Here is a 21654-nt window from a genome sequence, read left to right as displayed (position 1 = left end):
CTTCCGTTTGGATTTAAGATCAGGTTCGGGTTAGAAACCGTAGTGGTTAACGTTACCTGAGATGGGTTTACCGCTGTTCCGTTTAACGTATCATTAGTATACACATTCACTACGTTTGTCGCACCGGTATAACCGTTTATGTTTGTTGCCGAATCGTTAACCGCATCGATAATGTTTAATCTTCTTGTCGGTATGATAGTCGATGTGTTGTTCGTTACATTAGGATCAGTTTCAGCTCCGGTAATGGTAGCTGTATTTCCATAATTTCCTGTTGCCGTAACGGTAGCCGTGATCGTTAATGTTGCTATTGCTCCATTGGCTAAGTTACCAATTGTCCACAAACCGTTATTAGCATTATACGTTCCTGTAGTAACTGTAGAAGACACATACGCATAGCCGTCCTGTAACTGATCGGTAACGCTTACGTTAGTCGCATTGTTCAGTCCGTTGTTTGTTGCTACAATAGTAAAAGTTATCGACTCACCTACCATAGGTGTCATATTATCGGCTATTTTTAAAACTGCCAGATCAGCAGTAACAGCCGGTGTGATCGTATTGTACTTGATATTATTACAATTCTCGGTCGTTGTTCCGTTCAAACATTCCACATGTGGATTTGTTGGCGGATTCGTTCCCGGATTTGTTGCATCCGGATCGGTTACATCGGCCGGTCTGATAATACTCGCCTCCACAGTTAACGGCTGTCCGCCTAAAGCAGCACCAACCGTTCCGGTAAAGGTGAACACAATCTGTCCGCCATTGGTCATATCCAGATTAGCCGTATAGTTACCGGTAACCGGATCTGTTGTGCCATTCACAACCACTACAGTTCCCTGGCTATTTACATAGGAAACCGTATTAATTGTAAAACCGGAAGGTACTATAAAGGTAAAGCCTGCACCGGTTACCGCACTCGGTCCGTTATTGACTACCGTTACGGTATAGTTCATTTGCTGCCCCACATTGACAGTTGTTGTGGAAGGCGTAATGCTCACCACTTCTAAATCGGCTGCAGCAACAACCACATCCAGATTTTTTACAATTACCTGACCTGGAACAAAGCTCCAGGTATCCATTGATTTTTCATTTCCGAAACTGGAAGAACCGGTACCGCTATTTCCGCTGCCGCTGCTTCCGGAAGTATACAAGCCCCATTTGTGTCCGTTACTGTTACTGGAAATTCCGGTAATTCCGGATGCAATCGGGTTTGACTTATGTGTTGCCATACCGCCGGTTACATCGGAATCATCCCAATATACCAAATCACGGGTCGGCACATATACATCATAATTGGTATCCAATTGTTCAATAATAATTCCGCCGGGATTAATTTCCATATCAATAAAAGGGAAATGGACTTCCGCTCCGAATAACTGTACTCTGATTTCGCCAATGTTCGTTCCGGCCGGAAGTATGTTCCCGTTACCGTCTTTACCATCCCAGAATACCGTATTGGTTCCTACCGTACAGTTTCCGTTGATAATTCTCGTTGGAAAATCTCCTATAATTTCTATTCTGTATGTTCCGGAAAGATTGGAATCAAAGCCGATATGGGCTCCTTTATTACCGGACAAATCCGGTGTTCCTTCTACTCCTGTATAGGTAATATTTGTAGCTGTTGGTGTTAGCACGGCATTTTTCAGCCAGGTCATTCCACCACTCATATTACCGCTGGTTGGTAAATCTAAAGCAGGTTTACCGTAAAATATCTTATGGGTCACATTGGAAGCAGCATCAGCACTTCTCGGATCGTGAATCCGGAACTGGCTGTCCAACGGATCAGAAATATTCAAACTCTTATAAGACGGTGAGTTTGCCGTATTTAAAAATCCTTTGTTGTTTACAAAGAATGTAAATCCAACACCATTCGAACCATTATTGACTACTTTATAAGCAATACCGTCTCTTGTTAACACATACATGCTTCCGTAGAATGCTTTGTTAGCCGTGAATGCGCTTCCGGATATATGCAGGTTTAATACATTTGTATAAACACGTCCGTTAACCCAGGCTGAGTTGCCGCTGTTTCTAACCGAAACATCCCAGGCAGCAATAAGTTCCGTATTGGTTCCCTGTGTCCAGTTGGCATCTGCTGCCACATCGGTTACACCCGGCGTACTGCTGCTGGTCTCTGAACCGGATGGCAGAAATTCAACTCTCCATACACCTTCCTGTCCGGTACCAACAACCGTATTGAACGGCTGGTAACGGTTACCGCCTGCGGCCTGACCCGGATATAAAGGTCCGGCAAGCTCTTCTGTTCTGCTGGCAATCCTACCGATATTATTACTTGCCGTAATATAAACCGTTCCATCCGGAGCAATCAGTCTTATCTTACCGTTTCCGGCATTTTGAGCACTGGAAGCTACCGCAATCGTTTCGCCAACTTTGGCATAAACATAGTGCGTCCCTAATGTTTTAAACGGCCATGACCTGATAGTCGTTCCCCCGGCTTCATAACTATTACTGTATAAAAAAGCCCGGTTTCCGCTAACGCCGGACGGGTAGAAATCTTTACTACCTTCCGCCGACATTTGTGTCCAAAAACTGGTAATAACTGAAATAAAGAACAAGAAAATCATTTTTTTCAAAACCATTGTAAAGGATTGAAAAAAATCACTTCTCTGTCGATAGGACAAATGCTTGTCGCTATAACTGTAATTTTCGTTCATTTTTTTTGTTTTTAAATTTTACACCCTTGTAAGATTTTACAGGTGCGAAATTCCATAAACAAAAGGTTTTTAACGTTTCAGATATGTGGCGTGACGTACATCCCACACAATTGAAACGCTTTAAAAAACACATAAAAAACTACAAATCAACACCTTACAAATACACCACTAAAAAACACGTATTAATACGGGTATAAAAAAACCGGAACTGCTGTCCGGTTTTGTATTCTTTGTTTTTTTATTAATGATACTGCTGCCGGTATTCCGACGGTGTGCAATTCATCTGTGTTTTAAAATAGCGGTTGAACGATACTTTTGAGTTAAATCCGCTTTGAAAAGCAATTTCTTCCAACGTAATTTCCGTGGCTTCTTTTAAAAGCTGACAGGAATAGGTTATTCTGAAAGTATTGATGTATTGATAAAAAGAACGGTTGATTTTTGTGTTGAATAATTGCGTCAGATGGTGCTTCGGAATTTTGACTTTTTTGGAAAGGCTTTCCAGTGAAAGTTCCGTATCCAGAAAAACCAGATCGTCATTCATGGCTTTGTCCAGCCGTTCTTCATATTCTTCCAGCATGGCTGGTGTTAATGCCGATTTTTTATACTGTTGATTTTGTTTCTCGGTTTCCTGGTTCTGTGCTGCCGTTCCGGCACCGGCAAGAAGCCTGCCAATGCTGTATTTAAAAATAAGTGCCGACACCAAAAGCATGCTTCCGTAAATGACAACACCCGGCAGCATAACCCCGATGTCTTTTCTTTCCAGCACTCTGGAAATCATGATACTGGCAAACAAACTGGCGATCAAGATCAGCCAGATAGCAGCAGACTTGACAAGATTCCGCAGACTGAGATCGTTCGTTATTTTTTTCTGATTAAAGAAAATCACAAGGACATACACGAACATTGAGATTGTCTTGCTTCCGTAAAGCACGGCATAATAGGCTGAAAGATGCGTATTTCTAAAATCCGTTTCCGATAAAAACACGATATAACAAACGGTTGCCAGCAAAAAGGGAAAGGCATGCAACAGGAGATTTTTCTTTTTTAGTTTTCCGGCATCATTTGAAAATGCAGCCAGGTATAAAAGCGGCCCGTACATCAATCCGAACGGTGCTCCCCTGTCGACAAAAGGAAGCGCATCAAAAAAATACCGCGCTATTAAAGCATACGCGGCATGCAGCATTAAACAGGCTGTAGCACAAAACAGTACTTCATTAAAGGAAGAACCGGATCTTGTTTTTTGGAGCACATATAATGTTAGTCCGCAAATGCAGACAATCATGATTAAAAGAAGAAAAAGCATAAGGGTTTTCCTTTTTATGAATGGTGTATAATTGTTTTATAATACGACGGAAGGTATCCCGTATATTCTTTAAAATAGCGGTTAAATGAGGTTTTGGAATTAAAGCCGCATTCGTATGCCAGTGATTCTATTTTTATTCCGGCATCATTTTTCAGACAGCCAAGTGCATATTCGATCCTTAACTCGGCGATATACTGATAAAAGTTTTTTCCTAAATAAACATTCAGCAGCCGGGTTAAATGGTGTCTGGGTATGGTTGTCTGACTGGCAAGCATGTCTAACGAAATATCCGGATTGCGGTATAAATCCGTTTCTCTGACACATTTGTCCAATGTTTCGATATAATTGGCAGACATCGTGTCGTCAAAACACTGCTGTGGTTCTTTTTTTGCGGTAAGGCTAATGGCTGTCTTGTCCTCATAGCACAATAAATAGATTCCGATAAGGAGCATAAAAGTGCCCAGCAGGAAAAACAGCATCCAGTTAAGGTCAAAGCCAAAATCGGTAGCATGCCATTTCTTTTTAAGGACCAGTAATCCGATTAACAGGGACGATATCAAACCGCCATAGGCTAACAATTGCACCAGCTCCTGTCCGATACTGATTCCTTCGGTTTTTGCGATATTTTTTTTATTGGATTTCCATATCAGGCAGGAATAAACAAACAGCGAAATCCCCACACTGATAAAATACAGCAGGAAGTAGTTTTCCCAAGGACCGGCATTTACATCCTGTTCTTTAAATTTTAAAATCGAGAAGGCCACGCCGCTTATTGCAAAAGGCAGGTAATGCAGCCAATACCCTTTTTTAATTGATTTCGCCACCGTTAAAAAAAGTAACGGTCCGTAGAGAAGTCCCAATGGCGGACGCTCATTAAAATAAAAACAACTAAAATGTACAGCTGCCAGTAATAAAACAAATGCCAATATGCTTTTTAAAGTTGTCATATTAAACATTGATTTTATATACCTGTATGCATAAATTAGGATTGACTTCATCTAAATTAAAATTAAGGTTTAATTAAAGTATCAATTCTAAATTTGGGGGACTACAAATATCAGAACTTATATAGGAACCCGATATAGCCATCCTTCTATTTTCTTGTAGAAATATTTCTACAAGAAAAAAAATTCCTACTAATATATTTTTTGTAATATTGAGCACTTTGGCAAAATCCATTCAAATTTCTACACTGTTCCGAAAAAAGCTATGAATGCTCTCACCCGATTTCTTTTTTTCCTTACTATCTTAAGCATTCAGCAGAGTTTTTGTCAGAACAGGTTGCCGTCATACTGGTTTACATCCGATAACGGCGAACTTCCTCAAAACAGCATTAAATCGATTGCACCGGATAAAGACGGCTTTATCTGGATGACCACAGAAGATGGTCTGGTCAGGTTTGACGGGCAGCAGTTTAAAGTGTATAACAGTGACAACATAACCGGATTGCGCTCCAACAGGATGATGTTTCTGAAAAAATCCCGGTTCAGTGATGGTTTATGCGTTAATACAGATGTAGGACAGACAGTACATGTTAATCAGGTACCGGAAGTATTACCCCAAAAGACAAAGGACCGCAATGAAAATCAGGAGTTAGGGTATTTATTCAGCAACAATGTTGACATTTATACCTCCTATTTTAAAAACAGCCCTACATATAATATCCTACTGAAAAACTACTATTATAGTGTTACCAGGGACAGTATCCGCTTATACAATCTCAAACACAAGCGTTTGGGTGCCTTCAGCAACCGGTTCGTTAACGGAACAAAGTTCTTTATTATTGACGATAAGCTCTTTTTAAAAAATAAAAAAGACTATTTTATCGTTTCGCCCACCAGACTGGTAAAGATCAATTTCAACATGCCCACCAGCGGAGACGAAACTATTTATGCCAATAATGCCATCGATCAGGCTTTTATGTATCAAAATGGAAAATTATATTACCTGACGGCCGGCAAAAACGGTATAACGCCCAAACTGATACTCTCCGATTTTAATACCGTAAAAAATAATGTCAGCACCCTTTACTACGATCCGAAGTTAGGCATAGTCTATATCGGAAGCCTGACAAAGGGTTTTATGATTGTCCGCCCGCAAAACTTTAAAAGTTATACCGACATTCAGGATCCGGTGGTATACTCCAGTTTTGCTTATGATTCGGTTAGTGTTGTGACCGGAAGAGGGCAAATTATCAGCTCCAACGGAACGATCAGGCATTTAAAAACAGTCCTGAAAACCGATAAATTTTTCTCCATACTGGATAATAACGGGGATTTGTGGACCATTAATTATGAAAACAGCTTTCACCGCTATAAAAAGAGCAGCAACTACAGCCTATCTGATGACTGGTCTTTAAAATTCACGCCCAGTTTGCTTTATAAAGATGACAAAGGACTGATGTGGATTGGCGCTTCCAATTATAAAAAATATGATGAAGGAAAATTATACTATATCGATCCGGATGATGCTGCTAAAAAATTAAACTGGGCAGCCGATTTTAATTTCTTGCCGAACAGTGCCCAAAAAATCGGGGCTCATAAATTTGTAATCGGTTCCCAGAACGGCTTGTATACAGTCGATTTAAAACAAAAAAGCATCGTTAAAAACCAGCTCATCGGCAATGCCTATATTCGCGGGATTCAAAGTTCCAGGGCTAATGAAATCTGGGTTAATACCTATAATAACGGTTTTTTCCTGATCCGGAACAACGTCACCACCCATTTTCCTTTTGACAGAAACAAATACATCCGTTCCGCTCATTGTATTGTTGAAGATGCAAAAGGATATATGTGGATTACAACCAATAAAGGTCTTTTCCAGGTAGCGAAAAGCAGCCTGATTGCGTATGCCGATAAGAAAAAAAGCACGATCTATTATCACTATTATGATAAGGCTTCCGGTTTTAAATCCAATGAGTTTAACGGCGGCTGTTCGCCCTGCGCTACAAAACTAGCCAATCATTATATCGCATTGCCGTCATTTGAAGGAATGGTCTTTTTCGACAGTCAGTCTGTGAGGCCGATATTGCCCACAAATCCTATCTATATCAATGAAGCGCGTATAGACAATAAACTGGTAACCTTTAAAGATACTATTGTTATAAACCGCAATTTCAGCCGTGTTACCTTCTTCCTGAACAGCCCGTTTTACGGAAATCCTGAAAATCTGAACATCGAAGTAAAACTGGATAATGCCGATAACCAGTACTGGACAAAAACCAATGATAATTATACCATTTCCTATACGTCATTATACCCGGGAGAATACAAATTAACCGCCCGGAAACTAAACGGATTTGATTCTGAATACCAATATAAAACCATCACGATCATCATACCGCCTGCTTACTGGCAGACCATCTGGTTTAAGATTTTGGTCCTGATCACATTCCTGCTGCTGCTGTATTTCGGTTTCCGGCAGCGAACAAAATACATCCGTCACCGAAATCTTTTATTAGAAAAGAAAATCATTTACCATACCACGGAATTAAAAAATACGATTAATGTTTTAACGAAGACCAAGGCAGATTTAAGCGAACAGATCCACTCCCATAAAAAACTGATCGGATCGATTACGCACGATATCAAAAGCCCGTTAAAATACATGGCTTTAACCGGTAAATACCTGTATGAAAACCTGGATCGTGACAATCCTGACTTTCAGGAGAACATCAAAACGATGTATACTTCTTCTTTTGAGCTTTTTCATTTTGTGAATAACCTGCTGGAATATTCCAAAACATACCTCAACAAGAATGATATCCATACGGAACGATTCAGCCTGCACCAGCTGATTAATGAGAAAATAAAGTTATTTGAGCCAATTGCCAAGTCCCGGAAAACGGTACTGGAAAATAATGTATCGGAATTGCTGCATTTAACGCTCAACAAGCAATTGTTTACAATTATCATTCATAATCTCCTGGATAATGCCGTTAAGAACACGGAAGCCGGCACGATCACTTTTAGCGGCTATAAAACCCTGGACACGATTGGCATAATTCTTACCGATACCGGAATTGGAATGAACCCGGAACTGGTAGCCTATTACCAGACTTTATCCCAACGAATAAAATCGGAGCATTATGAAAAGCAATTTACAAAAGGGATTGGTTTTACGATTATCATCGAGCTATTAAACCTGCTGAACGGTGATATTAAAATTGAAAGTGAGGAAAATAAAGGAACGGTAATCACCCTCCTTTTCAAACGTTAGCAGTACTAAACGCTTTCTTCATATAATTTGAAAAGATCGGCAAGGGAAACTACATTTTTGACATCCAGTTTTTCAAATATCCGTCCTTTATAGGTACTAACGGTCGACATCTGAATGTGCAGATGATTGGCAATTTCCAGATTGCCGTATCCGCTTACCAGTAACCGGCTTATTTCCAATTCCCGGTTGGACAGTTTTTCCAGCGGATTTCCCGATTTGTTTTTATTGAGTAAGTCGTTGATGAGTTTTTCTTTCAGATTCTCACTGATATAGTTACCTGTTTTTAATACTTTTCCAACCGCCTCTACAATTTCTTCTTCATTGCCAAGCTTGTTAAGATAGCCGTTTGCCCCGGCATTAATATAGCGTATGGCATAAACATCTTCTTCGAAAGCAGAAAACATCAGAATTTTGATTTCCGGACGGATGCTTTTTATTTTTTCAATCATCGAAACGTTATTCCCGCCGGGAAGATTGATATCCAGAATCAGCAAATCGAAAGGTTCGTTCCTTAGTTTCTCCAATATACCGTTTAAAGTATCGGTCTGGGCAATTTTAATATTTGGCAGCGAATATTTAAGAATCAGGGAAACGCCCTGTCTAACAACACTATGATCATCAGCTAAAAGTAAATTATATTCAGAAGTCATCGCTCAATTGTTGTATTTAGTAGCAAACATTGGTTAACCTTACAAATATATTGTTTTTTTCATGTTACCATCCGTTTCCTGTACGAAAAGGAAGAAAATCAAAAAAAACGTTCCTAATCAACTGTTATTAAACCGATTAAAAAAAATAGTCTGTTTTTTTATGCAATTATAGTATTTTATCCAATGTATTGTCTTACTTTTGCAGCGAACGCACAGTAAATGTGGTTACACGTTCACCATAAAAGTCGACTGCTCCAGGTCGGCTTTTATACTTTTAAGCCCTTTCTGTCAGCGCTTTTTGCTTCCTTTACCTGTATCTCTTTCATTTTTTTATAGAAATCTCAATTATTTTCAAAAGTAACGGAGAAAGAATCCTTTTGTTTAAATTTTTTTCAATAAAAGAGAATCTCCGGTAAAAAGTTTTCATAAAAAAGAACTTCGGTTTCGATATATAGCCTACCTTTGTCTTAATTTTAATTTTATATAAAATGAACATTTTTGTTGGAAGTCTTCCATTTAACGTAGAGGAAGCAGATTTAAGAGGATATTTTGAAGAGTATGGTACTGTTGACTCGGTTAAACTTATTACAGATAAATTCACAGGTAGAAGTAAAGGATTCGGTTTTATCGAAATGCCAAATGATGACGAAGCTCAAAAAGCTATCGATGAATTGAACGGAGGACAAATCGACGGTCGTACAATTGTAGTGAATAAATCAGAACCAAGACCACAAACACAAAGAAGCAATGGCTTTGGCGGTAACAACCGTGGTGGTAATGGTGGTTATAACTCAAACAGAGGTAACAATAACGGAGGCGGCAGAGGTCGTTACTAATTATTGGAATAGCCCAAAAAAATATAAACCATCTGTAGTAGATGGTTTTATTTTTTTACAGGCCTTTTTAAATACAGTAATTATCGTCATCCTGCGGTTCGCAAGCCGACAGTAATAATTCGTATTCTTCATTTTTCATGTTGTGGACATACTGATTGAGTTCCCGGGTATACAAATTCAGCAAGGCAGCCGATTTTTTCATGCCGTTAATCAATATCCGTAATTCTTCCTGATTGAGCTGGGTATCGTTTAAAAGATCCGAAACACCTAATATCTGCGTGACCGGCTGGCGGACTTCGTGTGAAATCTTAAACAGTATCTTTTCAAGTCGGCGAATTCTTTTTTCCCGCTGCTCTTCCTGTTTTCTTTTTTCGTCTATCGGCACCCGGATTGAAAAATATTGGATGATGGCGTTGTTTTCATCAAAGACCGGGAAGATAATCGAATAGACCCAGTAAAAGCTTCCGTCTTTGGCTTTATTGCGCACCTCTCCATCCCAAACGTTGCCGTTGCCTATGGTTTCCCACATCCCTTTAAAAAATTCCCTGGAATGATACCGGGAATTCAATATACGGTGGTTTTGCCCGATCAGGTCTTCTTCCCTGTATTTCGAAATCTCACAGAACTTCTGATTGGCATAAAGGATCGTTCCTTTTTTGTCGGTAATGGATGAGATTATATTAAAGTTGATATCATCTGAATTTTTATCTAATAAGATCCGGAGATCTTTTATATTCTTTTGCATTATGAATGTAATTTACTCAATAATGAAGACCAAAGTCTTCAACCCCTAAAACAGTAACAAAATTACAAAATGCTTTACCTGTCAAAACTTAAAAAAAACATAATTTTAACTATAATTAACGAGAATTTTACAGTTAACACACATCGTTATATTCCTGTTTTTTTAAGACAAAACAGTAACAAATTCTAATATATCCCTTAAAATAATGGCAGAATCCGGCTTATTTTTCTTTTCTATGACCCCGTCATCTGAAAATTACAGGTGTTCATTTTAATCACAGAAATTAACAATAAGAAAAATCTTAAAATTTTATAGTTCTATTTATGATGATGGCAGTAACCACTCTCATCTTTGGTTATACATTTACACCTCTTACCCAGCTGGGTTTTTCCTTTACATCTTCTTGGCAATCCTTTACAGTCTTCTAACGCAGCGAGAATTTTAATCTGGTATTTTTTACCGTTAGTTACAAATTTTGTATATCCGTTAATATCAAAATGAATTTTCTTAAATCCTTTAATTACGGTATTATCGTCATTATAAATGGCTAATAAAAAATCGTTCGAAAGGCGTACTACTAAATTTTTTGTATAAGCACTTTTCATATCATTTACAACAACTTTAGCACAGTAATCGCCATTTCTTTTATTAATTTCAGGAATGAAATTTACTATTTCTGAAGGTGTTGTTTTAATTTTTTCAACAGTGTTTATTCTTATCCCATTTTCTTTTTGCCCATAGGATGTTAATAAGCATAGCAATAATATTTTTAATAGTATTTTTTTTCTCATAAGCGTAACTTTTTAGTGGACTTCTACTATCTGCGAATAACAAATAATGCATTCTGTATAGCATAAATAAAAAAGAACAATTGAATTGTTCTTTTTTATTTATGCCGCCAGCAATAACCGCTCTCATCCAATGTTCTGGCTTTACAGCGTTTTCCTTTTTGTGTTTTACCGTAACATCGCTGCGAAATATTCCCTTTAAAACAATTTTCCATTTTATCCAGGATCCGGATCTGATATTCCTTTCCATTGGTTTCAAAAATCGAGTAACCGTCTTCATCAAAAAAAACTTTCTCAAAGCCTTCTACGACCGTTTTGTCTTCATTGTGAATTATTTTTAAATAACCATCTGCTATCGTAACCACAAGGTTCAGGTTGTTTGCGCTATTGTTTTCCTTTACAGCAACATCGGCGCAGTAATCGCCATCCCAGTCTTTGGCACACGTTCTGGTATCCCTCACTCTGGATATAGTAGTCATAATACCCAATCCTTCCGTTTCTTCCGTTACCTCATCATTCGCATCGCCTTTACAGCCAGCCAGTAAAAGAAATAAAAAAGTGATACAAAAAAGTATTTTTTCTTTCATAAACATCCGATTTATATTAATAATCTTTTTGTTTACACCAACACATTATCAAACAGTTAGCTGCCCTGTTTTTTCATAAGAACTACAATAGCATAAATGTAAAACATACCGGAATATGATCCGAAATTTTCCGGGCTAACGGCATCGTTTCAAAGTTTTTATAGAACAAATGTGTATTTTTAGTCAGCAGTTTTACTTTTTGTGAGTTGTAAAAAATATTATCAAACTCAGATGCCAGGCATTCCTGTTTTTTGCATTTTAACTTTAAAGAGGTCTTCTGATTCTTAAAAACCGAACGATATCCCATTGTTTTCAGCGGATTAAAAACGGTATGCGATTGCGGACAATTAAAATCCCCCACGAAAATCAGGTTGTTTTCAGGATACTGAGAAGGCAGTTTTTTAAAGTGCTTAATCTCCGTTTCCGGCTGTTTCTTCCGGGTTATCGCATGAAAGTTAACCACCGTAAATTCTTTCCCTTTATAGTCAAAACTTCCAAAATAGGGCTCTCTGTCAATCGCTAAATGGTATTTCTTTTCCAGCCAGATTTCCTTTTTCCGGACAGTGGCTGTTTTCCATATAAAAGCATAACGTTCTTTTTTATGAGAACTGCCCGAAGTAGGATCGCTAATCGCATAGTCCCACTGGGCACCTTTCCGGTTAAGTTCATCAGCCAAACGGGCTACAGCCTGCGCGCCGCCATATCCGGCAACAACTTCCTGAATTGCAACAACATCATACTGTTTCACTGTATTCGCAATAAAAGCAATGGTTTCATCACTTTTGCTTTTCCCGAAATTGGAAAGGTTCCAGCTGCACAGTTTTACCTGCGACCAGGAAAGACAACTCCATAAAATAAAAAACAGGGCTATGATTTTCTTAGGCATATAGGCTCTATAAAGGGGTTAGAATCTACTAAAATAACTATTTGATCGTAATGTTTGGCGGTAAACTTATTTTCCTTTGTTTATAAAGTCTTTAATTACTTTTTCCATATTGGACGGTAATTCGGCTCCTCTGATCTCAAAGCGTTTCACTTTCATTTCCTGTAACCACTTTCCCCAGTAAGCTTTAATTACATCTTCTTCATAAGGATTTTTAGAATCCGGATTAATTCCCAGTACCAGTACTTCCAGGTTCGACAGATCCTCATTGGCTTTGATAAATCCAAAATCGTTATTGTTCATCTTTTCTTTCCATTGCGAAACGTTTAAACCGTTCTGCTTGATCGTTTTGGAAAGAAGGAAATTGGTTCTGTTTCCTTCTTTTATTTCCGAATTTTTATAAAAAATATAACCGTCTGTCAAAATAACCAAAATGTTCCGGTAATCTTCATCGATGCAATAATCGGTTACCTTATTCTTAAAAAAACGCCAGATATCGGAGCCCGGATAATCTTTTTCTTTTATAGCCAGTTCGTAAATCTGTAACGGATTGGTTTCATAAGTAGTTTTTACGTTATCGAGCAGTTCTTTTGAAATATTGTCCTTATCAATCTTTGTTTTCAGCTTATCGGATATCGCATTGATTTCGGTATTACTCGGTTCGGGATCAAAAAACAGTTGCATTTTATCATTCGCCTGACGCACTCTTTTACCTCTAACATGTTCGGTGAAAGCCTCCGAAACCGATTTGATATAACCGATATCCCTTACATAGTATTCCATTGTTTTATCCGGATGCTTAACCGGGTCAATCCGGTCTGATAAATCCAGGAGAATGCTCACATTATAGTTTTCCGAAGCATTTTTAACGCCATTGCCTGGCTTATCCGTTACTTTATCTTCTTTACAGGAAACAAGGCATAAGGCAAATACTGCCAATGCAGCGAATTGTATCTTTCTTTTCATAATCTTAAATTTTAGCATAAACCAAATGTTGAAAATCCGGATCACTTAATCTTAAATCGCTTAAATGCCTGTCTGAAACCGATTCACAATCTTCCAACAATTCTGTTTTCTCTTTATGCGGCAGTGCAATTTCGGTATTGATAGCCTGGTACCATCCTTCCTTATACTGGTGGTGGTAATGAAGGTATTCCTTAACCGGGAAAACAAATCCGTCAATTTTAGACTGCAATTCCGAGATCTTACCATTGATCGCCGTTACCTGTTGTTTAAAGTCGTTCAGTTTTTTGGTATTGGCCGCTTTTAAACCATCCATATTGAACAGTTCTTCTCTTTTCCCTCTGATAAAGGCTTTTATTTTATCCATGTTTTCATATTCTTTCATCATAAAGTCGAAAACCAGTCCCCAGATAATATACACCACAAATCCGGCAAAAATAATCATCCAGAATTCCGCTTCACCCAAGGCAATTTTCAGGTTATACAAAGCCGAATCGGAGGTCTTGTTGAATTCATATATTTTCTTTTCGATCTGGTAAGCCAATAGAGCATCAAACAAAAAGGTGATCAGGAAAAGGGCTGCAATTTTAAACAGGTTTTTGATTCCCTTGCCCTTTTGCACCATGTGAATCACATAGCCCAATCCCATAAACACAAACGGGATTGTAATAACCAGCACTCCTTCGAGCCAGCTGGCTTTAAAGGCATTGTTTAAAGCATCGGCATCAAAAATGGCTGCTGTCAGGCTGTCATTGGAAAACTCTTTAAAAAAAGCCGAATAGGAAGCCGAAATATAGAATACCAGAAGATACAGCGTAATGGGCAATAAGAGCGCCAAACCGATATAGAATTGTGCTTTCAGGCTTTTCCCGTCTTCAATACCATATTTTTCAGGATTCTGTTTGACCTCAACAATTTCTTTTCGCACAGCTTCCATATCTGCGTCTATCTCCTGCTCCTTTTTTTCATAAATGCCAATAGCCGTTTCGCATTTTTTAAGCTCGGTTCTGCTTTTTTCCTGTTCTTCCCTATAGGGCTGTTTCAGTCGCTCCTGCTCCAGTTTCTGCCTTCTGCACTGGTCTTCAAAACTGTTAAACAAATTTTGCAGGCAGGCTTTTAATACTATCGGCTTACCGGTAGCCTTTATAGAAGCGGCAAAACCACTCTGGTAATAGGTGATCCGGATCTGTTCTTTGTCTTCTTCCCGGTCTTCCGGCTTACCGTTTTGGGAGTCTTCAACTTTTTTTAAGCTAAACAATTGCTGTAGTGGTTTCATCGTTTATGCGTTTAATTGATTAATAATTTCTTCCTTTTTAATTCCTTTCTGGACACAATCAATCAGATAATTCACCAGCTCTTCTATGTTTTCCTCAAGAAATTGAAACTTTTTACAATACTTTTTTAAGGTATTCTTTTCATCATCGGTAATTTTTCCGTCTGCCCACATAATCCGGGTAAGATCATAGAGGTATTCGATTCGCGTTTCCAGATCTTCCGGAAGCGCTGTTTCAGTACTGACCGGATTCATAAAAAGTTTATCCAGTTCATCCTTCGGGATGCCTCTTTCGTCTGCAAAATGATAAAGCATCTGTAGCTCTAAAACATCAAAGCTGTCATCGGATAACGCCATCTGATACAGTCGGAGAAAATGACTTTTTAATTCAATTGACATGGCAATAGTTGTATTCATCTATATACATTTATTAAGGTTGTTTATTTGAGGTTGTCGCTATGCAGATAGCCTATAGTGCCTGTTTTTTCTGCTTTGACCTTGATCCAGGCTTCCGTTGTTTCGATATATAAAACCCGGCTGCCTTTCATTACTTTTTCCAGTATTTTATAATTGGTTCCGGGACCTTGCCGGAGATTGACAAAGGCAACGGTTATAAATATCGGCTGATTGGTATAGTACAACGTTTTTTTAGTTGTTTTAACAGCTTTATCGATTATAACTACCGGTTTTCGGTCTGCCTTTTTCCGATACGTTCGCGCTTCCCTATCACTGCTTTCATTGCTGCAGGCACCACAGGTTCCGCCAGCTTTACAATGCTTACAACGGCTACAGTTGGTACAGGCAGAACAATAACTGGATCCGGAGCATCTTCCTCCGTCACTCTCGCAACAGGAAGCAATCAGGTTGCTTTTTACCTGCGCAGTAACAGGTATTCCCATAAAACCTGCCAGTAAAAGCAGTAACAGGGTTTTGGTTTTATTCTGTTTCATAAAGCGCTGCAGTTGTCAGGAGTTCTTTTTCAAACAGATAGATATCGTCAACCGACTGGATGTGCTGCTTTACTTCATTTTTTTGCTCATGAAATAATCCGATATATTTTTTACCGCCATTTAAGTGCAAACGGCACAATGGCTTGCGATTGTTATCGTCCAGTAATATTCCGAAATACGATTGGGTATCCCGGCAAACAATCCTGTCTGTAGGCAGTTTTCTTCTCAAAATAGCCACTACAATTCTATAGCCTTCCATTTCTTCTTCGGTCGTGTTAATCTTTGTCTCTTCAACGGCTTCAACCTGGTCGGTTTTTTGTTTTTGTGCTTCCTTATTTAAAGCAGAGTTCAGCCGGTCGTTGATCTTATCACTAATCAACTGATTATAGGCGCGATGTACCAGTCCTTTGAATTCTTCCATTACCTTTTCGGTTAATCGTCCTGCGTAGACCCTGTTAGCAAAAAGCCTTACAAATTCATTCGACGGGGCTTGCAGTTCTTCGCTGATTTGTTTCTGGATCTCCCGGGTATATTTTAAAGCACTGGCATTGTCTACAATTTTATCGACATCAAAATGGGATTTGTGGAATTTATTGATTTCGTGAACCGTATTCTCTTTCAGATTGGTAATATCAAACTCTAAAAATGGTTTTTCATCCATTTTGTTTTTTTCTTCCAGATCCGTATAAAACTGATACTGGATTCCGTTTGTCAATAGCGCAAATCTTGTTTTGGAAACATGGAAATAGCGAAACAGTTGTGAATTGTGTACCGTAAGGTCTTCTTTCCAGTTTTTGCATTCTACAATAAGAATCGGCTCTTCATTTTGAAAAATAGCATAATCCACTTTTTCGCCTTTTTTCAGTCCGATATCTGCTGTAAATTCCGGTACTACTTCTGTCGGATTAAAAGTGTCATAACCTAACAGGTTTATAAACGGCAATACAAAAGCGTGCTTTGTTGATTCTTCCGTTTCTATTTTATCTTTTAACTGATTGATTTTATCCGCTAAGGATTTGAGTTGGGTAATTAGTTCCATTATTGCTTTATATTTTGTTTAACACTTCAAAACTATACCTACTGCGGATGAATCCATTACGGGTTTCCGTAAAAGCAATTTTTAAATAGCCGGAAATAAAAAACGCCCCCGGAATGGAGGCGTTTTTTTGTACTTCATTTTTTCTAAATTAATCCCAGATCTTTTGAAATCGCTACAAGATGCGGGTTGTTTTTAGCCTTGAGCGATGTTTTTAATCGATTGATACGTTTTTCGATACTGCTCCGGCTATAATTCAGATCATCGGCAATTTCATTCTGATCGGCACCTTTTGACAGTGCCGCAATGATCTTAATATCCAGCTCGTCAATTTCATCCAGCTCCGTTTCCGCCTTACTGTATTTCAATTCCGGCGATACAAACTTCTCATCACTGCCGAAAATCACTTTTATAGCCTGCCTGAATTCCCGCATGCTTTCCCGGCTCTTACTGATATAGGCATTACAATCCAGTTCTTCTAACAAATACTTAATGACATACGGTTTTGTTTCTACAGAATAAACAATGACTTTTATATCCGGTTGTTCTTTGCGGATCGCAGCGATGAGTTCTTCACCCGAATTTAATTTGTTCTCGCGAAACGTGTTCTCTACAAAAGACAAATCGCTGATTAACAAATCAAACGGCTCTTTATCAAAAAGGGCTCTTTTAACTTTTAACAAGGCATCGTCACAATACTGTACATGCTGAATATTCTCTTTTGGTGCGAACTCTTCCAACAGTTGTTTTACTCCTAAATTCACAGTATCAAAATCTTCGGCAATTAAAATCTTTCTAAACATATTCATGTAATTTACTTTGGAAATGAAAAACTTACTTTAAATCCTTTCTCAGGAACAGATTCAAAAGTATAGGTTCCGTTAATGCTTTCAATACGGGTTTCCACATTTTGCAATCCGTTTTTTAAAGTCAGGTCATTTTTAGCAATACCAATACCATTATCGGAATAATCGATCTGGATTTTGTCGTCATTCATCTGGAACCGTATCACCACTATCGTACTCTTACTGTGTTTTTTCATATTCACCAGCAGTTCCTGTAAAACACGATATACCACAATTTTCTTTCCGGGTTCTGTCGCATTCCAGTCGATCGTATCGATTCCGTTAGACATCACATTCACCGCATCGCTTTTATATCCTTTAATCACGTCCCTCAACTGGTCCGGATAATTTACTCCCGTATCGACCGAACTGTTCTCGCGGGATATATTCCGGCTACCTTTATAGATCTTATCCAGGTAATTGAGCAGTACTTCCTTATTGTCTTTATCTGATAAGTCTTTTAATTCGGCAAAAGTCATCGTATTGAATACATCGTTTGCCAGCTCATCATGTACTTTTTTAGACAGCCGGGTTTCCGTTTTGTATTTTTCCAGTTGTTTTTCATTCTGCAAACGGGCTTCGTTTCGTACCGCAGTAAGCTGTTTTTCTTTTTTGTGGCGCCAGTACATTATAAAAACAATCAGCACCACCACAAAAATAACAAATGCCATAACCAGCCTTTGGTTTTCCGATTTGGCCAATTGCAGGCTTTTTTCCGCCTCACTGGCTTTTGCTTCCTTATAATCGTATTTGTTTTTGGCAAATGTGTTTTTATTGGATTGCCGCACTTTAGTGATACTATCATTCAGAGTACTGTACCTGAAAAAATACTGCCGGGATTCCATACCGGAACTCAAACCGGTCAATAGTTTCAGCGCTTCTAACCGATCGTCAATTCTGTTAATATCGGTTGCTCCCTGATAGGCTTCCAGGGCATATTTTTTTGAAAGTCCCGGATCCGTGTCTTTATAGTAATCAGACAGGTGAATACTGCTGATAATTAAATCGTCTTTAATCTGATTCGATTTTCGCAAATCATAGCCTTTTTTAAAATACTTCAGGCTTTTATTGTCTTTCATTCTAAAATAAGCCAGTCCCAGATTATCCAGTATTTTAGCCTGAGTGCTGCTATTTGAGGTCTGTTTTTCGGTCTTTTTTAAAACGGCAATAGCGGCCTCATAATCGCCTTTGGAAATTAAGGTCAGTCCGATATTGTTGGCTATAATTGCCTTATTTTCTTTGTCTTCTGATAATTTATACGCCAGATTGTAATACTTTAAAGAGCTGTCAAAATCGTAAGTGTTTCTATAGGAAATACCGAAATTATTATAAATTATCTCATAATAATACGTCATATCGGAGTTTTTTAAAAAATCCAGTGCATCCGTATTAATCGATTCCATTTCAAAATAAGCATTGGACTTTTCCAATACATCTGAAATCAAAAGCTGGGTATAAACAACCTCAAGGCTATCTTTTTTATTTTCAAAAATAATTTTTGCCGTATCCAGACAAATCAAAGCATCCTTGTCATTATTCGCATGATAATGATCATATAATCCTAAATTTCTGATCGCATTGCCCAGATGAAAAGTATCTTTCTTTGTTCTGGAAAGCTTTATATACTTTTCAATATATGCTTTTGCACTATCGGGATAATAGCTGTTTAGTAAAGCAGCTTTAGTCTTCATTGTCTTTAGTCTCAGCGAATCAATATTATTCTGATCGGCTAATCGTTCGGCAAGATTAATTTCTTTTAATCGGAATTCTTTTGTTGTATCAGTTTCAATTTCGCTATTCTGAATATGCATATTAATACTGTCCACAACCGGCGGATACCTTTGTGAATTATTCTTTTTTTCTTTTGAACAGGAAAACAGAACTATTACAATTGGTACCAATAAAAACGGGAAACAAAACTTTTTAAGTATCATTTCCCGAAATTACTAAATTTTATAATTAAATTATATTCTCATTTATTATGGTTTTTTTGGCGGCTTGATTGGTAATGTACCATCTCCTCCTGTATCGCCACCTCCAACATTAGGCGGAATCGTATCACCATCTTTTGCATAAACCCCTTCATAAGGATTCTGAAATACTGTTTCTTTTTGTTTTTGAGTTGGTTCAAACATTGCCTCATTGTCTGTTGTGCATGATACTAACAACACTCCTGTTACTGCGAATGCAGCTATAAAAAATACTTTTTTCATGATTTTAATAATTAAAATTTGGACATGGGCGTTGCTGTCCGGAGTACTATCCGGATCCTTTTTTTCAGGGCAACGCCGTTTGATTTTTCTTGTGGGAAGTGTAGTGAAGCAGTAAAAACGTAGTATAGATTATACTTCCCGGATAATTACATTACGTTTTTCCGCATCACTATGTTAGAAGTAGTTTTGTACATTTGTCTCTAATGCATGTCAAGACGTGAACTAATTCTGAGGCAAAGAAATGTCCAATATTTCAGGTACTTACAATGGAATTCCGGTAATTCCGGCAATTCCTGAAGATTCCGTTTTATTCCAGTAAATTCTGATTATTGCTTATGAGAAAAAATATAATTGAAGCCTATAAAGCTGCCGTCAGGGCAAAATATAAAGAGGAAAAATTTGGGGAAATACCAAATCCATCTGCTGCAAAATTGAGAGATTTGTGCATCAGGATTTTTACGGAAACTAAAAATCCGGAAGATTTATCAGCTTTCAGGATTTTCTTTGGATTTGAGTTTAAGGAAGACGAAGTGCAAAAAATAAAAAAAGATACCGATCGCTTTAAGCCGATAGGAACTTTTTTAAAAGGTGAAACGGAACTTCGGGATGAAGCTATTGACATGGCCGCAATTTTAGTGGATTTTAAGCCAAGACCGCTTCAGAAATTTACAAAAGAATTTCAAAAAGCAGCAAATCCAACTCCTGCCGGAGCGGAAACAGATCCGGGTGAATCTGAAACTATGGCTAATGAAAAGGAGAATCCTGATACTATCCAAGGCTTTGTCAATATAGATGATGAAAAAAAAGACGGGATACCGCCGGTTCCGCCAAAAGGTCCTCTGACCATTAATGAGCGGAGTGCAAAATTCTTATGGGCTATTGGTGGTGCAACGGTACTGATATTGTTGATCTGGGTCATGACGGAACACTTTTTTACACCTAAAAACTGTATGATATGGGCCAGTGACCATTATGAAGCTATTGACTGCAATACCACAGCAAAATCGGGAAAAATTATCGCTTTAGATGAAAAACTGCTACTGGAATTCAAACAGCTGCCCATCAGCTCTTCCCTTGTATTTTTTGACGAAAGCGGCCAGCCTATAGTCTGGTATTCCAAATCGCCGGAAAGAAATATAGAATTGTTCAATAGTCCGGGGAAACATCCGGTAACCGGGGAAACATTAAAAAAGATAACACCCAATATCATTAGTACCTATATCGATTTAAATCCGAACAAATAAAAAAAGGCGGGACACCATGTGCCCCGCCTTTTAAATATATACGTATTATATCGTTAAAAAACAGAAAAGCCTCATTATAATAATGAGGCTTTTCTTAATACCAGTTTTGTTTTTTCTTTTTGGAAAGTGTCTTTCCATCGCGTCTTTTTACATTGGATTTACCTTCAAAACTTAATTGTTTTTTCTTGCTTTTTGTAAAAAACCTAATAACCGATTCAAGTAAATTAGACATGAGAGTTTAAATTTGCTCTTCAAATGTATAAAAATTCATTAAATTAAAAATTTTTATGACTATTTTTTACATTAAAACAACATCAAATAGTAAAAAAATAGTAATTAACACAATTTTTGAAAAATAAAACAATTTGTAATGATTCTAAATTGTATTATTTTTCTTATAAATATAAATTTATATAAGTTTTTTAATACAATTTTTACTTCTCCTATC

18 protein-coding genes and 1 pseudogene are annotated in these 21654 nt (G+C 37.9%); 3 read left to right on the top strand and 16 right to left on the bottom strand.

Going from position 1 to position 21654, the window contains the following annotated elements; all coding sequences use genetic code 11:
* From B3394_RS11735 to B3394_RS11725, 3 genes and pseudogenes are all read right to left on the bottom strand, one after another.
* Window positions 1–2672 (bottom strand): annotated as a pseudogene (locus B3394_RS11735) (hypothetical protein); the annotation flags it as partial.
* Between the two features lie 241 nt (window positions 2673–2913).
* Window positions 2914–3954, bottom strand: a complete 1041-nt coding sequence (locus tag B3394_RS11730; protein WP_286921890.1) for a helix-turn-helix domain-containing protein — start codon at window positions 3952–3954, stop codon at window positions 2914–2916.
* Between the two features lie 35 nt (window positions 3955–3989).
* Window positions 3990–4922: a helix-turn-helix domain-containing protein gene (locus B3394_RS11725; RefSeq protein ID WP_273247178.1), complete on the bottom strand. Its 933-nt coding sequence runs from the start codon at window positions 4920–4922 to the stop codon at window positions 3990–3992.
* 262 nt (window positions 4923–5184) lie between these two features.
* Between B3394_RS11725 and B3394_RS11720 the strand changes: the two genes are divergently transcribed.
* On the top strand, window positions 5185–8193 hold the full coding sequence (locus B3394_RS11720; RefSeq protein ID WP_286921841.1) for a sensor histidine kinase: 3009 nt from the start codon (window positions 5185–5187) through the stop codon (window positions 8191–8193).
* A 5-nt stretch (window positions 8194–8198) separates the two neighbouring features.
* On the opposite strand, the gene B3394_RS11715 is transcribed toward B3394_RS11720, so the two are convergent.
* Complete coding sequence (locus B3394_RS11715) at window positions 8199–8843, bottom strand: response regulator transcription factor (protein WP_286921805.1); 645 nt, start codon at window positions 8841–8843, stop codon at window positions 8199–8201.
* Between the two features lie 488 nt (window positions 8844–9331).
* On the opposite strand from B3394_RS11715, the gene B3394_RS11710 reads away from it, so the two are divergent.
* Complete coding sequence (locus B3394_RS11710; protein ID WP_177733747.1) at window positions 9332–9679, top strand: RNA recognition motif domain-containing protein; 348 nt, start codon at window positions 9332–9334, stop codon at window positions 9677–9679.
* Window positions 9680–9746: 67 nt separating this feature from the next.
* Here the strand turns inward: B3394_RS11710 and B3394_RS11705 are convergent, their stop codons facing one another.
* The 12 genes from B3394_RS11705 to B3394_RS11650 all read right to left on the bottom strand — a co-directional run bounded on the left by B3394_RS11705 (window position 9747) and on the right by B3394_RS11650 (window position 19962).
* Window positions 9747–10424 (bottom strand): PAS domain-containing protein, encoded by a 678-nt coding sequence (locus tag B3394_RS11705; protein ID WP_273247175.1) that lies wholly within the window; start codon window positions 10422–10424, stop codon window positions 9747–9749.
* Window positions 10425–10741: 317 nt separating this feature from the next.
* Entirely contained in the window at window positions 10742–11215 is a 474-nt protein-coding gene (locus tag B3394_RS11700; protein ID WP_286921803.1) for a hypothetical protein, read from the bottom strand.
* A gap of 95 nt (window positions 11216–11310) precedes the next feature.
* On the bottom strand, window positions 11311–11799 hold the full coding sequence (locus B3394_RS11695) for a hypothetical protein (RefSeq protein WP_177733741.1): 489 nt from the start codon (window positions 11797–11799) through the stop codon (window positions 11311–11313).
* 82 nt (window positions 11800–11881) lie between these two features.
* On the bottom strand, window positions 11882–12685 hold the full coding sequence (locus B3394_RS11690; RefSeq protein ID WP_273247173.1) for an endonuclease/exonuclease/phosphatase family protein: 804 nt from the start codon (window positions 12683–12685) through the stop codon (window positions 11882–11884).
* A gap of 66 nt (window positions 12686–12751) precedes the next feature.
* The gene (locus B3394_RS11685; protein WP_177733738.1) at window positions 12752–13648 is read right to left on the bottom strand and encodes a hypothetical protein; all 897 of its coding nucleotides are present in this window, start codon (window positions 13646–13648) and stop codon (window positions 12752–12754) included.
* A 4-nt stretch (window positions 13649–13652) separates the two neighbouring features.
* Complete coding sequence (locus B3394_RS11680) at window positions 13653–14921, bottom strand: ABC transporter permease (protein WP_177733736.1); 1269 nt, start codon at window positions 14919–14921, stop codon at window positions 13653–13655.
* 3 nt (window positions 14922–14924) lie between these two features.
* Window positions 14925–15335 carry a hypothetical protein gene (locus tag B3394_RS11675; protein ID WP_273247171.1) on the bottom strand — a complete coding sequence of 137 codons (411 nt, stop codon included), beginning with the start codon at window positions 15333–15335 and terminating at the stop codon, window positions 14925–14927.
* Window positions 15336–15358: 23 nt separating this feature from the next.
* Window positions 15359–15868: an SH3 domain-containing protein gene (locus tag B3394_RS11670; RefSeq protein WP_177733731.1), complete on the bottom strand. Its 510-nt coding sequence runs from the start codon at window positions 15866–15868 to the stop codon at window positions 15359–15361.
* Window positions 15855–16907, bottom strand: coding sequence for a type I restriction endonuclease (locus B3394_RS11665; protein ID WP_286921702.1), 1053 nt, complete (start codon window positions 16905–16907; stop codon window positions 15855–15857). The genes B3394_RS11670 and B3394_RS11665 overlap by 14 nt, the downstream gene beginning before the upstream one ends.
* Window positions 16908–17050: 143 nt before the next feature.
* Entirely contained in the window at window positions 17051–17707 is a 657-nt protein-coding gene (locus tag B3394_RS11660; RefSeq protein WP_286921649.1) for a response regulator, read from the bottom strand.
* A gap of 11 nt (window positions 17708–17718) precedes the next feature.
* Entirely contained in the window at window positions 17719–19560 is a 1842-nt protein-coding gene (locus B3394_RS11655) for a tetratricopeptide repeat-containing sensor histidine kinase (protein WP_286921647.1), read from the bottom strand.
* Window positions 19561–19728: 168 nt separating this feature from the next.
* Window positions 19729–19962, bottom strand: coding sequence for a hypothetical protein (locus B3394_RS11650; protein ID WP_286921645.1), 234 nt, complete (start codon window positions 19960–19962; stop codon window positions 19729–19731).
* A gap of 335 nt (window positions 19963–20297) precedes the next feature.
* On the opposite strand from B3394_RS11650, the gene B3394_RS11645 reads away from it, so the two are divergent.
* The gene (locus B3394_RS11645) at window positions 20298–21206 is read left to right on the top strand and encodes a hypothetical protein (protein WP_286921617.1); all 909 of its coding nucleotides are present in this window, start codon (window positions 20298–20300) and stop codon (window positions 21204–21206) included.
* The last annotated feature ends 448 nt before the right edge of the window (window positions 21207–21654 follow it).

The sequence above is a fragment of the Flavobacterium sp. UBA4197 genome, assembly GCF_002379575.1.
In the GTDB taxonomy this organism is placed as follows: Bacteria; Bacteroidota; Bacteroidia; order Flavobacteriales; family Flavobacteriaceae; genus Flavobacterium; species Flavobacterium inviolabile.
The sequence above is the reverse complement of the archived record's forward strand: the minus strand, read 5'-3'. Positions and strand labels throughout refer to the sequence as shown.

Excerpts from the sequence above, each read along its gene's own strand:
- B3394_RS11730 (WP_286921890.1), bottom strand. The coding sequence starts at position 3,954 with ATGATTGTCTGCATTTGCGGACTAACATTATATGTGCTCCAAAAAACA.
- B3394_RS11725 (WP_273247178.1), bottom strand. The coding sequence starts at position 4,922 with ATGACAACTTTAAAAAGCATATTGGCATTTGTTTTATTACTGGCAGCT.
- B3394_RS11720 (WP_286921841.1), top strand. The coding sequence starts at position 5,185 with ATGAATGCTCTCACCCGATTTCTTTTTTTCCTTACTATCTTAAGCATT.
- B3394_RS11715 (WP_286921805.1), bottom strand. The coding sequence starts at position 8,843 with ATGACTTCTGAATATAATTTACTTTTAGCTGATGATCATAGTGTTGTT.
- B3394_RS11710 (WP_177733747.1), top strand. The coding sequence starts at position 9,332 with ATGAACATTTTTGTTGGAAGTCTTCCATTTAACGTAGAGGAAGCAGAT.
- B3394_RS11705 (WP_273247175.1), bottom strand. The coding sequence starts at position 10,424 with ATGCAAAAGAATATAAAAGATCTCCGGATCTTATTAGATAAAAATTCA.
- B3394_RS11700 (WP_286921803.1), bottom strand. The coding sequence starts at position 11,215 with ATGAGAAAAAAAATACTATTAAAAATATTATTGCTATGCTTATTAACA.
- B3394_RS11695 (WP_177733741.1), bottom strand. The coding sequence starts at position 11,799 with ATGAAAGAAAAAATACTTTTTTGTATCACTTTTTTATTTCTTTTACTG.
- B3394_RS11690 (WP_273247173.1), bottom strand. The coding sequence starts at position 12,685 with ATGCCTAAGAAAATCATAGCCCTGTTTTTTATTTTATGGAGTTGTCTT.
- B3394_RS11685 (WP_177733738.1), bottom strand. The coding sequence starts at position 13,648 with ATGAAAAGAAAGATACAATTCGCTGCATTGGCAGTATTTGCCTTATGC.
- B3394_RS11680 (WP_177733736.1), bottom strand. The coding sequence starts at position 14,921 with ATGAAACCACTACAGCAATTGTTTAGCTTAAAAAAAGTTGAAGACTCC.
- B3394_RS11675 (WP_273247171.1), bottom strand. The coding sequence starts at position 15,335 with ATGAATACAACTATTGCCATGTCAATTGAATTAAAAAGTCATTTTCTC.
- B3394_RS11670 (WP_177733731.1), bottom strand. The coding sequence starts at position 15,868 with ATGAAACAGAATAAAACCAAAACCCTGTTACTGCTTTTACTGGCAGGT.
- B3394_RS11665 (WP_286921702.1), bottom strand. The coding sequence starts at position 16,907 with ATGGAACTAATTACCCAACTCAAATCCTTAGCGGATAAAATCAATCAG.
- B3394_RS11660 (WP_286921649.1), bottom strand. The coding sequence starts at position 17,707 with ATGTTTAGAAAGATTTTAATTGCCGAAGATTTTGATACTGTGAATTTA.
- B3394_RS11655 (WP_286921647.1), bottom strand. The coding sequence starts at position 19,560 with ATGCATATTCAGAATAGCGAAATTGAAACTGATACAACAAAAGAATTC.
- B3394_RS11650 (WP_286921645.1), bottom strand. The coding sequence starts at position 19,962 with ATGAAAAAAGTATTTTTTATAGCTGCATTCGCAGTAACAGGAGTGTTG.
- B3394_RS11645 (WP_286921617.1), top strand. The coding sequence starts at position 20,298 with ATGAGAAAAAATATAATTGAAGCCTATAAAGCTGCCGTCAGGGCAAAA.